The organism is Hyphomicrobium sp. (assembly GCF_019753045.1).
Lineage (GTDB): Bacteria > Pseudomonadota > Alphaproteobacteria > Rhizobiales > Hyphomicrobiaceae > Hyphomicrobium_B.
The window spans coordinates 54,865-68,075 of record NZ_JAIELN010000020.1; the positions used below are offsets into that span (position 1 = coordinate 54,865).

The following is a 13,211-nucleotide window of genomic DNA, read 5'->3' on the forward strand; positions in this document are numbered from 1 at the left end:
GGAAAACTACCGCGCGGCAACGCAAGCCTTCGCGGAAGATGTGCATTTCAGGCCGCTTGGCCAGCGACGCTCAGGATTTCGTGCCGGAGACGCGAAACCTTTGTGCAATGTTCGTCAAAAGGTATGCGCCGGCGAAGGCTGCAACAACCAAGCCAATCACAGAAGGCAGGCCGTCGTTGAGGTCGACTGCGAGTAACCCCGCGTAGGCGATGGCTGCGCCCACCAGACCGCCGAGTGCGGCGACGACCGTATTGAATACTCCGCGCAGCGATAAGCCGTAGAGGATTCCGACTATCAGGCCCGGATACATTGCCGGCCAAAAATGATCACCCATCGGAACCTCTCCCCATTTCCCTTGTCCCGGTGACGCGAATGCGAACGGCTGCGTCCCGTAGCGCTTCTAACAGTCAATTGAAGCTTCGACGAGGGACTGAATGGGAGGAAACAAGCCGCGCAGGTTGTCGCGGCTTGCCAATTGTGTGCGTAGGCGTGTGCAGACCCGATCAATTCTGCTTGGTCGTAATCTGATCGTAGACGCCGCCATCGGCAAAGTGCGTTTTCTGGACCGTTGCCCAAGGACCGAGTTTGTCTTCTACCGAGAAGGTTTTGATGGCCGGCAGGTTCGCTTCCTTCAGCACGGCTTCGTTGCGCGGCCGAAAATGATGCTTGGCTATTATTCTCTGCGCCGCGTCAGAATAAAGGAAATCGAGATAGGCCTTGGCGACATCCGCTGTCTTGCGTTTCGCGACGACGGTATCGACAATCGCGATTGGCGGCGCCGCCTCGACGCTGAGCGAGGGATAAACGACGTCGAAGTTCTGCCCATCGACCTCGGCCTTGATGAGAGCGGCTTCGTTCTCAAACGTCACGAGAACGTCGCCGATGGCGCGCTGTGTAAAGCTTGTCGTGGCACCGCGTCCGCCGCCGTCGAATACCGGAACGTTGGCGAAAAGCTTGGCAACGAAATCTCGCGCCTTTTCGTCTGAACCGAGCTTGTCGACTGCATAGCCCCAAGCCGCGAGATAGGTATAGCGTCCGTTCCCTGAGGTCTTCGGATTGGGAATTACGACTGACGTGCCGGACTTCACCAGATCATCCCAATCGGCGATTCCCTTGGGATTGCCTTTGCGGACGAGAAAGACCGTGGTGGTCGTGTAGGGTGCGGCGCCGTTGGGGAATTTCGTACGCCAGTCGTTCGCAATAACGCCTTTGCTCACGAGGAAATCGAGGTCCGTCGGCTGATTGAGCGTGACGACATCGGCCTCGAGGCCTTCGGCGACGGCTTGCGCCTGCTTTGTCGATCCGCCGTGCGCTTGCTTGACTCCAATGTCGCTTCCCGTCGACTTCTTCCAGCTCGCAACGAATGCCGGATTGATTTCCTTGTAGAGTTCACGCGAGACGTCATACGAAGCATTGAGAATGCTCGATTGCGCGAACGCTCCGGGCGATACCGCCATTAGAAGAGCCGTCGCCAAACCAAACCGCGATGTCGTCCGCCCGATCGTCATATGCAGATCCTTTTTATGTACCGAGTTCTTTGACTGGGTGTTGTTGGGCACGAAGAACTGAGAAGACATCGCGTGCTTTGTCAGCATCGCGACGCCGTCTTGGTAATGAAAGAGAGACCGGCGGCCGATGAAGCCACCGGTCTCAAGTAACCCGATCGCAGAGTGTGGGCGAGCAGGTCCAGGGAGGAAGGAAGCGCCGACAAGCGTGCTAGCCTGCGCTTTAGAAGTCAGTCGATGGTCCGATCGCCGCGAACGCGGGAACGGGGTCGAGGTCCCAGTCGCGGTTCACCACTAACGTCAGGTGTCGCGACGGGGCCGATGTGAAGGGTCTCGCCAAATCATTCACCTGCTGTGCCTCAACCGCCGGCTGGCTAGATGTGTTGTTGCTTCGGCTCATAGGGCGAACGCCTCCGCGACGCGGCCCGAGGCGCGGCGACGACGCCGGCTTACCGAATGAGCGATCGCTGCGCGTTCCGCGAGAAGCGGATTTGCGAAGCGGCGCCCTTCGAGCGCGCTGTATTCGTTAAGTGCCGCGTGGAAGAGATACTCGTGTTCCCCTTCTTCACGGATAATAAGTCCTGCTTGGTCGTCGCCGACCTCGATGACGTAAGATTTAGACATGTCTTTGCTCTGCCGGCGGTCGCCAGCGTCCTCTTAAGTGCGATTGTTCGATTGAAATGGCTCAGTCCGGGCTGCGTGATCTCAACAGCAGCCGGGCATACACATGCAGCCCATCATCATCGCGCGAGAGGCATTAGAGCGAGGGTCTAGGTTTTTCATAGCGGTCTCCATTGCGGAGCCCACGAGCACTTCGTAGGGCTTAGCGTTTGATGACGCGGCGCAAGTCGCTTTCGAAATCACCGCGGCCGGCACAGCAGCGTGCCGACAGACGCATGAAAGCCTTGATCGAGGCTTCGGGTCAAATAACAAGAACTTCGATGCTTATGAGGTCAGGCGCCAAACGTTGCCCCGCCGGGCGAGGCCGCTATAAACGCCGAACTACGTTCATTTGATCGGACACGGTGCGAGGATCGCCATCTTTTCCCGCTACTGGCCGGATATCTGGGGGTTTTCGGGCAATGCCATGCACCGGCGTGGCAATTTCCCACATACCGATCCGATGCTACACCTCGTCAGGGTCGGCGCACGAATTCAGCAGGGGAAGGGGGGCCTGTAGTATGAAGATTTGTATGGTCGGCGCGGGGTACGTCGGGCTCGTCTCTGCCGCCTGCTTTTCCGACTTCGGCTGGAGCGTTACCTGCGTCGATAAGGACCCGAACCGGCTTGCAGACCTCAAGGCGGGCCGTTCCCCCATCTATGAGCCCGGACTTGACGCTTTGTTGGAGCGAAACATCAAAGCCGGCCGCCTGGTGTTCACGGAGAAGCTCGCACCGGCCGTTGCGGACGCCGACGTCGTCTTCCTGGCGGTTGGAACGCCGATGCGGCGCGGCGACGGGTATGCCGACCTTTCCTATGTGTTCTCAGCCGTCGAAGAGGCTGCCCCTCATTTAAACGGCTTCACGGTCGTCACGACGAAATCCACCGTGCCGGTTGGAACCAGCCGCGAGATCGAGCGGCGTCTCAAGGCAAAGCGTCCCGATGCCGACGTTGCCATCTGCTCCAACCCCGAGTTTCTCCGCGAAGGATCGGCGATACAGGACTTCACGCATCCCGATAGGGTCCTCGTCGGCACCGATGACGATCGTGCGCGCGACGTGATGGAGCGGCTTTACAAGCCCCTGGCGCTGCGCGGCTCACCGGTGATGTTCGTCGAGCGTGAATCGGCAGAACTCGCGAAGTACGCGGCCAACGCCTTCCTGGCGCTTAAGATCAGCTTCATCAACGAGATTGCGGACCTCTGCGAAAGCGTGGGCGCCGACGTTCAGGAGGTTGCCTCTGCAATCGGCAAGGACCGGCGTATCGGCGATAAGTTTCTTCATCCGGGGCCGGGTTACGGCGGCTCCTGTTTTCCCAAGGACGTTTCGGCCCTTATCCGTACGGCACGGGAGGCGAGAGCGCCGGTGTCGATCATCGAGCAGGTCGAACGCGTCAACCACGAACGTAAGCTCGCCATGGCGATCCGCGTCGAAGAAGCTGCCGGGGGTTCGGTCCGCAACAAGACGATCGCGGTCCTGGGTCTGACCTTTAAGCCGAACACCGACGATATGCGCGACGCGCCGAGCCTCGTCATCGTGCCCATGCTGCAGGAACGCGGTGCGACCATTCGGGCTTGCGATCCGCAGGGCCGGCGTCATGCCGAGCCTTTGCTGCCCGGCATCGTCTGGTGCGATAGTGCCGATCAGGCTGCGGAAGGCGCCGACGTGCTCGTCGTCGTGACGGAGTGGAACGAGTACCGCGCACTCAATCTCGAAGCGCTCAAGGCGCGCATGGCCGGCAAGACCATCGTTGATCTGCGAAACGTCTTCGATGCCGACGCCGTTCGCGAACTCGGGCTCAGCTATTCCGGCATTGGCCGCGGCCGGCTCGACGCTGCCAAGGGCGAACCAAAGGCTGCACCCGTTCAAACGCCGGTGCATTCCGTCGAAGCCGCAAAATAGACCCGTCCCGGCACCGAGAGACCTGTCACCATGACGGGTTGGTGATGCAATGGCACCAACCATCCTTTTGAATTCCGTATAAATTTCTTATTTCCGCGTTTTTCTCCGCTGTTTGGCGACCGATGACGACCTCGCGCAAGGTTCGGGTAGGAAGCTCGCCCCCAAAGCTTGGGGGATTTTTTCGATCATGGCAGCCACGAAAGCCGTTGAGAGCGGCGTCGACCTAAAATTGGGTCAACGCGACGCCGGTCTAGCGGTGGGCGTCATCGCCATTCTGATGATCCTGTTCCTGCCGCTTCCGGCGTTCATGATCGATCTTGGGCTGGCTTTGTCCATTGCGCTGTCGATCGTCATCCTGATGGTCGCATTGTGGATACGCCGGCCGCTCGAATTCTCCGCCTTTCCGACCGTCTTGCTGATCGCGACGCTGCTCCGACTGTCGCTCAACGTCGCGACGACGCGACTTATTCTCTCGCAAGGCGCCGAGGGACCGAACGCCGCCGGCCACGTCATCGCAGGTTTCGCCCAGTTCGTCATGGGCGGCAATTTCGTCATCGGCATCATCGTCTTCATCATTTTGATTACTGTGAACTTCGTCGTCATCACGAAGGGCGCGACGCGTATCGCCGAGGTCGGCGCGCGCTTCACGCTCGATTCGCTGCCCGGCAAGCAGATGGCGGTCGACGCCGATCTCGCGGCCGGCTCGATCGACGAAAAGGAAGCCATCCGGCGACGCAGGGAGCTCGAAGAAGAAAGCCAATTCTTCGGCGCCATGGACGGCGCCTCGAAGTTCGTTCGCGGTGACGCCATCGCCGGGTTGATCATCACGGCGGTCAACGTCTTCGGCGGGATCATCATTGGCGTCACGCAGCATGACCTGTCATTCGATACAGCAGCGAAGACGTTTACGTTGCTTTCCGTGGGCGACGGCCTCGTCACTCAGATGCCCGCCCTCATTGTGGCGCTGGCCGCCGGTCTTCTCGTGTCGAAAGGCGGCACGCAGGGCTCGACCGAAGGCATCATCGTCAGCCAGCTTGGCAACTATCCCCGCGCATTGATGGTTACAGGCGGCGTGATGTTGCTGCTGTCACTGGCGCCGGGCCTGCCCTGGTATGTATTCGCCCCTATCGGCGGCGCCCTCGCATTCATCAGCATGCGAGTCGTTCGCCAGAGAGAAGAAAGCGCGCAAGCTGCATCCCAAGCACGATCCGAGAGCGAAGTTCCGTCCGCCGAAGAGCAATCGCGTCAGTCCATCCGCGAACAGCTGAAGACAACGGAAATCGAGATCTGCTTCGGCAAGCAGATTTCTACCGTCCTGATGCGTACGACCAGCGATCTGCCTCAGCGCGTCGCCAAGATGCGGAGAAAGTTCGCCAAGCAGTATGGTTTCGTCGTTCCGGACATCAAGCTAGTCGAAGATCTTTCCGTTCCGCCGAAGAGCTATCAGATCAAGGTTCATGGAACGGTGATCGCGACTGCCGAGCTTCGGCTCGGGGACGTGCTCGTCGTCGTCGGCGACGGCCCAAAGCCCGAGGCGCCGGGCGACGAGACGCGCGAACCGGCATTCGGCATGAAGGCCTTGTGGATACCGGACATCTTCACGAACGCGCTGAAGCGCGACGGTTTCGTTCCGGTCGAAAATACATCCGTGCTTCTCACGCACGTTGCCGAAGTCATACGCAACAGCTTGGCGCAGCTCTTTTCATATCGCGATCTTCGCGCGCTTCTCGAGCGGCTCGACCCCGAGTATCGCAAGCTGCTGGAAGAAATCTGCCCGGCACAGATCTCGTACTCCGGCCTGCAGAGCGTCCTCAAAATGTTGCTCGCCGAGCGCATTTCGATCCGGAACCTGCACCTCATTCTCGAAGCCGTCGCGGAGATCGCACCGTTCTCGCGCAAGGCCGAGCAAATCTCCGAACACGTGCGCATGCGCCTCGCGTCCCAGATTTGCGGCGATCTCAGCGAAGGCAACTATCTCAAGGTCGTGCGGCTTGGAAATCGCTGGGAGCTTGCCTTCCATCAAGCGCTCAAGCGCGATGCCAAGGGCGAAGTCGTCGAGTTCGACATCGAGCCGCGTCTCATCGAGCAGTTCGGAGGCGATCTCAGCCGAATGGTTCAGCCGCTCATGGACGCTGGCCATCAGTTCGTACTCGTAACTGCCGCGGAGACGCGCCCCTACGTTCACACGGTTACGGAGCGTCTCTACGGAACGCTGCCTGTCCTCTCTCATCTCGAGATCAGCCGCGGCGTCCAGATTCAGTCGCTCGGCTCCGTTTCATGACCGAGTTCACTCACGAAACCATTCTGGTTCCGTTCCTTGTCTTCTGTCGCGTGGGCGCTTGCTTCATGCTGCTGCCCGGACTTTCGAGCGAGCGCATTCCGGTTCAACTTCGACTTTTCGTTGCCATCGCAGTTTCTCTCGCCATTACGCCGCTCGTATACGATTCCGTTCGTCCGTCGGCGGGGGAAACACCGAGCAACCTGCTCGGCATGATCATGATCGAAACCTCAACCGGAATTCTTCTCGGATTTCTGGTGCGCGTTCTATTCATGGCCCTCGAGTTCGTCGCGACGGCCATGGCGAACTTGGCCGGATACGGATCGGTCTTCTCTCGTTCAATCGACAACAACGACCCTTCTTCGCCATTCGCGTCTCTCATAACGACACCCGCCGTCGTGCTTTTTTTCATCACTAATCAGCACATCAACGTCATTCGGATGCTGGAACGGTCATACGACGCCTTCAAAGTCGGGGTAGCCATCGCGGCGCCGCCAAATCTGCAGACGATCGTCGGGCAGGTCGGGATCGCCTTCAAGTTGACGCTGCAGCTAAGCGCTGCGCTCATTGTCTATTCTCTGACGGTCAATCTCGCGTTCGGCTTCCTGAACAAGATGGTGCCGCAGATACCGATTTATTTCGTATCGACGCCGTTCGTCGTGCTCGGCGGTCTCTTTCTGTTGCTGCAGATCGACAAATCGGCCATGGAGATTTTTTCCGCCCTGGTGACGCAGGCAATCCAGAATCTTGGCCAAAATGGCTAGATCATCGAAAAAGGTCCGTCGGCTCGTCGACGTCTTTCATGATCTCGAGACCACCGAGAGAGCCAGGGTCGGCGAATTGACGCGCCAAATCAGTGAGCTTCGGAGCTCGCAGGAAGAGATCGTCGCCACCCTCGCCAATCCTTCCGCGGTCCACGAGCCTTTTCTGGCGCTGATGTCGCGGAGCCTTGGGAACATTCAGCGGCGCCTTCAACGTCTCTCGAACGAACATGCGGCGGTGCTCGCTCGCTATGCCGCGGCTGCAGCCCGTACGCGTGCGGCGAATTCCTTGCTGGCTGACGTCCGAGCCGAGGAATCCCGCAAGTCCGAGCAGCGGGAACTCGAGGCTTTGCTCGAATTTCAGCAAGCTACGACGGCGCAAGGCCGGGGTAAGTCTACTCGTTCATCGTGAGATTTCATCTTCCGCAACCGAAACGAGCTATGCCTATCATTTCGCCCACAGCTGCCGCCGATCAGGCCATGTGGACCGCCCGACAGACAGTCCGGCCGACGCCATCTGCCGACGTTCGATCGGTCGGGGCCACCGCCGCGCAGGAACAATCCGGACAGACGCAGAAGAGCAAGGCCAAGGAAGCCGGCCAACAGTTCGAGGCAATGTATCTCCGGCAGATGCTGGAAGAGTGCATGCCGAAGGATTCGGAATCTCTCTTCGGCGATGGCACCGCGGGAACGGTATGGCGGGGAATGATGGTGGATACCTTAGCGACCACTCTGTCGAAATCGGGAACGATCGGCATCGCGCAAATGATTATCAAACCGGAACCCGACGGTTCCAGAGGACAGTAAAATGAGCAATGCGGCGGCGGAAGCAAAAGCCGGATCTCAACAACCTTCGTCCGCAGCCGTCGCGCGCGCCGGCGCTGTTGTGCAAAGCGGTCGCGGTCTACGGACGGTGATTCCCAGCCGCGCCGTTACGCACGACATCGAAGCCGCGCGCGCACTTGTGATCCAGGTGATCCAGCGTATCGACAGTTGCCTCGACGAGGAAATCGCTGCTTTGGACAAAGCGCCAAACTTCGATCTCAAGGCTTCGAACGATCGCAAGAGCCAGGGCCTCGTCGATCTCAGCCAGGCCATGCGGCGGTTGAAACCGGCCGACGTCGATGACGAACTCAATCTGCAGCTTCAGGCCTTCCGCGCCAAGCTCGCCGTCAATCTTCGCAAGATTTGCCTTCACCTCGATGCGGTCAAGGAAATCACGGCGATGCTGTCCCTCGCCATCCAGAGCGCGGAATCGGACGGCACTTATACTCGTCACATCGGACCGCAACGGAGCCCGACGTGATCCGACTCCTCGTCCTATCATTCATCGCCTGTCTCTCCACGATCGGCGGCGTCTATGGCGCCGTTTCATGGAAGTCCAGTGCGAAGACGGATACGGCGAAGGACACGGGCCCCAAGCTGCAGATGATGAAAACTCACATGGTCAGCGTACCGATCCTGACCAACGGCGAAGTCATGGGTTATGTCGTGACACGCATGCAGTTCACGGCGGATACCGAACTTGTAAAACTCAGCACTATCCAACCGGAAGTGTTCGTGGCCGATGAAGCGTTTCGGCAGATCTACGAGACCACGCCGAACGACATCAGAACCGGACGCAAGCAGGCCATCAAAGATCTGGCGGCCAACATCGCGGCTGGAGCCAACAAGCGGCTCGGCCGGGATGTGATCAAGGACATCATGATCGATAGTTGGACCTATCTCTCAAAAGCGGACATGATGAAAAACAATGAGCGCAATCGATAGTAACTTCGGCTTCGATGCCGTTTTCCGCCAAACAGCCGCCGAGCTCAAACTTCGGCTAGCACGCGACGCCGGGCTTTCCGGCAAGCCGGTGACTGCGCGGCAGCACGGAGGAATGGCCGCCTTCGCGATATTCGCCGGTCTTGGACTTTTATCGGTGCTGATCTTTGCGATCGGCTATTCGGCGCTGTTGTCCGATGAGCCCGAGATCTGGATTCATCGACTGATGGCGCTCGCCGTCATGCAAAGCATCCTGATCGCTGCGGTGACGATGAAGCTCGCTCCTATCATCGAGCGCCGCGGGTCAATGATCCGCATCGGGCAGCAACTCAATTTCTGGCAAGCACCTGCTAGCGACGCACGCAAGCCTGCGCTGCCTGCCGCAACGGTACCACCGCCGCTGCCGGAGCCGCGAAAGCCCGTCATTGGCGGAAAGCTCGCTGGCCGCGAATATCTTGAATATGACGATGGATCCATCGAGATCGATACGCTTATCGGGCGACGGCGCTTTGCGTCGCTTGCAGCCGCACGCGAATTCGTCGGATCCTAAGCGGGTCAGCCCGTCATAGGCCAATTGCCGAAATCATCGAACTCGCCCGTCTCTTCATTGGACGGATCGCTTGCCGTCTGCCGCCCGGTCAACCGATCAGAAAGATCGGCGAGCTTTACCGCGTGAGCGGCATCGGCAATGTCGACCTTCCAATCGAGGGACGAGCTTTTCGAGATGCCAGCGAGAAAGTCGGCAACCGCACCAAGATTCTGGCAGAGCCTATCGAGACTTTGCAGCTCGTACAGGGATTGCGAGCCGCCGAACGCTCCGGCCACGACGAGGTTGCTGATAAGATCCTGAAGATCGCTGGCGGTATCCGACATCATCCGCACTTCTTCAGAGACCGTCGTCAAGATCTCCGGTACGGGCACACCTGTGAGCCGCGATCCATCTTGCTGTCGATTGCCGTCGTTCATCTCGTCCAGTCCCCCCAAAAAAACGATCAGAAAAGTTCGAGTTCGCCGGCGTTGACATCGACAGTTGCAGCGGGCATCTGCACGGGCTTTTCGATTTGTGCTGGACCCGCGAGCAAAATTTGCCGCGCACGTCCTGAAACCGGCCAATACTGAATGCGCCGCCCCTGTAAACCGCCGGTGCTGCCACCGACGTAGGAAATACCTTCGGCTTTCAGAAAGCGTTGCGCGAATTCCGCGTTGTGCTTTCCGATGTCGGAGTGAGAGCGCACCGTCCGGGCGCCTCCGAACAATTTCGCCTCCAGCCGATCACGCCGGCCACCGGCCTTCAGGAGGCCGTTGACGAGCATTTCCATCAGATGGACGCCCATGCGTTCGTCTGCTCCCGACGTACCGTTGAGATTGCCCGGAAGCAGGAAGTGGTTGATACCGCCGACTCCCGCGAGCGGATCGCGAATACATGCAGCGATGCAAGACCCGAGGATCGTCGTCACCATGACATTCCGGTCGCTGGTGACGAAGAACTCGCCTTGAATTATGTGGACCCGATTTTCCGTCTTTACGGCGGACGTCATGTCAACTTACCGACAACAGCTTCGATGCACGTTTTGAGCTGTGGCACAGCGAACGGCTTAGCGAGGAAGTTATTGAGGCCCCACTTCTTGCCTTCGTCGATAAGAGCTTTGTCGCCCTTACCCGTTACAAGGATAAAGCCGACCTTGCTTGTGGGCGCATGCTGGCGCAGCGCACGCAAAAGCTGAATGCCGTCGATCTTGGGCATGTTGTAGTCCGAAATGACGAGATGGCAGGGCGCCGTCATCATCATCTTCAGCCCCTCTTCGCCGTCTTTGGCGACTTTGAAGTTCTTCAACCCGATCTGATCAAGACCGTCGGTTAGAAGCGCCCGGCTGACGGACGTGTCATCAACGACCAGAATCTGCAATTGCTGCATTGAGGGCATGATTTTCGCCTCCTAGTGTTTCTTCTTCATTGACGTTTCTGCAATTATCGCTGCCGCAAGGCGGTCGAGGGACAGCTGATTTTCAACGGCACCGACTTCGAATGCCGCTTTCGGCATTCCATAGACGATGCAGCTGGATTCGTTTTGGCCGAATGTTTTCGCACCAGCCTGACGCATTGCGAGCAGGCCCGCCGCGCCGTCCTTTCCCATGCCGGTCAGGATGACGCCGACTGCGTTCCCCTTGCAAGAGCGCGCTACGGAGTTGAAGAGCACGTCCACCGACGGGCAATGCCCGTTGACACGTTCGCCGCTCTTCAAACGGCACCGAAGATCCGGCGTGATTTCGAGGTGGCGCGTTCCTCCCGGCGCGAGAAAAACGTTTCCCGGCAAGAGCTTTGCGCGGTCGGTCGCTTCCTGAACCTTCGGTGCGCAGAGTCTATCGAGACGGTCAGCAAAGCTGTGCGTGAATGCCGGCGGCATGTGCTGAGTTATGACTGTCGGCGGACAATTCTCGGGAAATCCGGACAGCAGTTCCAGAAGAGCTTCAACGCCACCAGTCGAAGCGCCGATCGCAAGCACGCGGCCGTCAGACACATACGACTCATGTGCCGATTGGCTGCCTCTTGCCTGCCGATGGCTGTCTTCCGTTCTGACCAGTGGCTTCACGCGGGCAGAGGCTGCGATCTTGACCTTGTATGGCAGCTCTTCGAAGCTGTGCTCATTTCCCGGACGCGGTTTTTCTATGCAGTCGATCGCGCCCATCTCGAGAGCCTTAAGCGTTTCCTCGGCACCGCGTTTCGTCAGGGTCGAGACCATGATGACCGGCATCGGTCGAAGCCGCATGATCTTTTCGAGAAATTCCAGGCCGCTCATATTCGGCATCTCGACGTCGAGCGTGACAACATCAGGGTTGAGCGCCTTGATGGCCTGACGCGCCTGAAGCGGATCCTCGGCCTCGCCCACAACGACGATATCGGGATCCTTTGTCAGCGCTGTGGCGATCAGCCCGCGCATGGTGGAGGAATCGTCGACGACGAGAACTCTAACTTTTCTCATGATGGCTTGCCGCCCTTCCTGCGATAGCTGGTGATGCCATCGCTGGACAACATTGCGGCTGCGGGTCCGGACATACGTTCGGAATGTCCGATGTACAGCGCGCCCTCGTCACGCAGCAGACGCGCCAAACGGTTCCAAATCATGCTTTGCGTATCGCGGTCGAAATAAATGACGACGTTCCTGCAGAATATCGCATCGAACGGGCCGCTGAACGGCCAGGTCCCCATCAAATTGAGCTCACGAAACGAAACGAGAGAGCGTGCCTCGTCGGAGATTTTCAGCATCGTGCCGCGGCTGTCACCTGGCACGGGCTCGAACCATTTGGAGCGCAGATCCGGCGGCACATCACGCACCTCCTCTTTCTGATACTCCCCCTTCCTTCCATGCGCGACGACGTGAGGATTGAGATCAGTCGCAAGGATGCGGACATCGAGCGATGCAGCGTTGGGGATGACCGAGAGCACCGTCAGCGCCATGGAATATGGCTCCTGTCCGGTCGAGCACGCAGCCGACCAAAGCCGGACGCGATCGCCCCGGCGAGCATGCTCGGCAAGCGGCTCAATGATCTTGGTGCGCAAATGCTCGAAGTGATGCGGCTCGCGAAAGAAGCGCGTCACATTAGTGGTTAGCGCTGCGATCATGCTGCCGCGCTCGTCTGCATCGGCGCGTACCGTTGCGCAGTAATCTGTAAATGTCGCGATCCCTCGCGCCCGCAAACGCTTTGCAAGCCGCGAATATACGAGAGTCGCCTTCGACTGCGGCAGGTCAATGCCGGCTTCCGCCTTCGCGATGTCTGCTATCTCGCGGAAATTTGCGGCCGAAAACGCGAACTCACCTGTTACGAGAGCTCCGGAATCGCGCGACGAGGAACTCCCCAATGCCGATGTCATGCGGCCGCCTTGGCGCTTATCGGCAGCACGCTTTCCAGCGTGACGATGCTGATCATGCGGCCTTCAACAGCATAGACGCCTTTGACAAAAGTTTTTGCCAGATCCGACGCGACGTCAGGCGTCGGCTGCATGGAGGCTTCGGAAGTGGTCAGGATGTCGGAAACTGCGTCCACCAGCAGGCCAACGACCTGCTGATAGACCTGCACGACGATAATGACGCTTCTCGCTGTCGGTTCGGTGAGGCCGATACCAAACCGCATGGCGAGATCGACGATCGGAAGAACTGCGCCGCGCAGGTTGATTACGCCGCGCACGTAAGCGGGGGCGTGCGGCAACGGCGTTGCGGGCGTCCAACCACGGATTTCGCGAACACCCATGATGTCGATGCAGAATTCCTGCGCTCCCACGCGGAAAGCGACGAACTCGCGGTTTGCGGAGTTGGCTGATGAACCGACGTCCTGCATGATCA

17 protein-coding genes are annotated in these 13,211 nt (G+C 59.0%); 8 read left to right on the plus strand and 9 right to left on the minus strand.

Features of this window, described 5'->3' with window-relative positions; genetic code table 11:
• Nucleotides 1–70 precede the first annotated feature (70 nt).
• The 3 genes from K2Q04_RS19365 to K2Q04_RS19375 all read right to left on the minus strand — a co-directional run bounded on the left by K2Q04_RS19365 (nucleotide 71) and on the right by K2Q04_RS19375 (nucleotide 2,129).
• Nucleotides 71–334: a hypothetical protein gene (locus K2Q04_RS19365; RefSeq protein ID WP_291166587.1), complete on the minus strand. Its 264-nt coding sequence runs from the start codon at nucleotides 332–334 to the stop codon at nucleotides 71–73.
• A 169-nt stretch (nucleotides 335–503) separates the two neighbouring features.
• Entirely contained in the window at nucleotides 504–1,508 is a 1,005-nt protein-coding gene (locus K2Q04_RS19370) for a sulfate ABC transporter substrate-binding protein (RefSeq protein ID WP_291166770.1), read from the minus strand.
• A gap of 393 nt (nucleotides 1,509–1,901) precedes the next feature.
• Complete coding sequence (locus tag K2Q04_RS19375) at nucleotides 1,902–2,129, minus strand: hypothetical protein (RefSeq protein WP_092869124.1); 228 nt, start codon at nucleotides 2,127–2,129, stop codon at nucleotides 1,902–1,904.
• Between the two features lie 557 nt (nucleotides 2,130–2,686).
• Between K2Q04_RS19375 and K2Q04_RS19380 the strand changes: the two genes are divergently transcribed.
• From K2Q04_RS19380 to K2Q04_RS19415, 8 genes are all read left to right on the plus strand, one after another.
• Entirely contained in the window at nucleotides 2,687–4,066 is a 1,380-nt protein-coding gene (locus K2Q04_RS19380; protein ID WP_291166589.1) for a UDP-glucose/GDP-mannose dehydrogenase family protein, read from the plus strand.
• A 187-nt stretch (nucleotides 4,067–4,253) separates the two neighbouring features.
• Nucleotides 4,254–6,347, plus strand: coding sequence for a flagellar biosynthesis protein FlhA (gene flhA, locus K2Q04_RS19385; protein ID WP_291166592.1), 2,094 nt, complete (start codon nucleotides 4,254–4,256; stop codon nucleotides 6,345–6,347).
• On the plus strand, nucleotides 6,344–7,108 hold the full coding sequence (locus K2Q04_RS19390; RefSeq protein WP_291166594.1) for a flagellar biosynthetic protein FliR: 765 nt from the start codon (nucleotides 6,344–6,346) through the stop codon (nucleotides 7,106–7,108). The genes flhA and K2Q04_RS19390 overlap by 4 nt, the downstream gene beginning before the upstream one ends.
• A complete protein-coding gene (locus K2Q04_RS19395; protein ID WP_291166596.1) occupies nucleotides 7,101–7,517 on the plus strand; it encodes a hypothetical protein in 417 nt (138 codons plus the stop codon). Before K2Q04_RS19390 ends, K2Q04_RS19395 begins: the two co-directional genes overlap by 8 nt.
• A 29-nt stretch (nucleotides 7,518–7,546) precedes the next feature.
• Nucleotides 7,547–7,912 (plus strand): rod-binding protein, encoded by a 366-nt coding sequence (locus K2Q04_RS19400; protein WP_291166597.1) that lies wholly within the window; start codon nucleotides 7,547–7,549, stop codon nucleotides 7,910–7,912.
• A 1-nt stretch (nucleotide 7,913) separates the two neighbouring features.
• Nucleotides 7,914–8,411, plus strand: coding sequence for a hypothetical protein (locus K2Q04_RS19405; protein ID WP_291166599.1), 498 nt, complete (start codon nucleotides 7,914–7,916; stop codon nucleotides 8,409–8,411).
• Nucleotides 8,408–8,875 carry a flagellar basal body-associated protein FliL gene (locus K2Q04_RS19410; RefSeq protein ID WP_291166601.1) on the plus strand — a complete coding sequence of 156 codons (468 nt, stop codon included), beginning with the start codon at nucleotides 8,408–8,410 and terminating at the stop codon, nucleotides 8,873–8,875. Before K2Q04_RS19405 ends, K2Q04_RS19410 begins: the two co-directional genes overlap by 4 nt.
• Nucleotides 8,859–9,422 carry a hypothetical protein gene (locus K2Q04_RS19415; RefSeq protein ID WP_291166603.1) on the plus strand — a complete coding sequence of 188 codons (564 nt, stop codon included), beginning with the start codon at nucleotides 8,859–8,861 and terminating at the stop codon, nucleotides 9,420–9,422. Before K2Q04_RS19410 ends, K2Q04_RS19415 begins: the two co-directional genes overlap by 17 nt.
• Nucleotides 9,423–9,427: 5 nt before the next feature.
• On the opposite strand, the gene K2Q04_RS19420 is transcribed toward K2Q04_RS19415, so the two are convergent.
• The 6 genes from K2Q04_RS19420 to K2Q04_RS19445 are packed head-to-tail and all read right to left on the minus strand — an operon-like array spanning nucleotide 9,428 to nucleotide 13,206.
• Nucleotides 9,428–9,838: a hypothetical protein gene (locus K2Q04_RS19420; RefSeq protein WP_291166606.1), complete on the minus strand. Its 411-nt coding sequence runs from the start codon at nucleotides 9,836–9,838 to the stop codon at nucleotides 9,428–9,430.
• Between the two features lie 26 nt (nucleotides 9,839–9,864).
• Complete coding sequence (locus tag K2Q04_RS19425) at nucleotides 9,865–10,410, minus strand: chemotaxis protein CheD (protein WP_291166608.1); 546 nt, start codon at nucleotides 10,408–10,410, stop codon at nucleotides 9,865–9,867.
• A complete protein-coding gene (locus tag K2Q04_RS19430; protein WP_092868557.1) occupies nucleotides 10,407–10,796 on the minus strand; it encodes a response regulator in 390 nt (129 codons plus the stop codon). The genes K2Q04_RS19425 and K2Q04_RS19430 overlap by 4 nt, the downstream gene beginning before the upstream one ends.
• Nucleotides 10,797–10,808: 12 nt before the next feature.
• On the minus strand, nucleotides 10,809–11,852 hold the full coding sequence (locus K2Q04_RS19435; protein ID WP_291166611.1) for a chemotaxis response regulator protein-glutamate methylesterase: 1,044 nt from the start codon (nucleotides 11,850–11,852) through the stop codon (nucleotides 10,809–10,811).
• Entirely contained in the window at nucleotides 11,849–12,742 is an 894-nt protein-coding gene (locus K2Q04_RS19440) for a protein-glutamate O-methyltransferase CheR (protein WP_291166613.1), read from the minus strand. The genes K2Q04_RS19435 and K2Q04_RS19440 overlap by 4 nt, the downstream gene beginning before the upstream one ends.
• Entirely contained in the window at nucleotides 12,739–13,206 is a 468-nt protein-coding gene (locus K2Q04_RS19445) for a chemotaxis protein CheW (RefSeq protein ID WP_291166615.1), read from the minus strand. Before K2Q04_RS19445 ends, K2Q04_RS19440 begins: the two co-directional genes overlap by 4 nt.
• Between the last annotated feature and the right edge of the window lie 5 nt (nucleotides 13,207–13,211).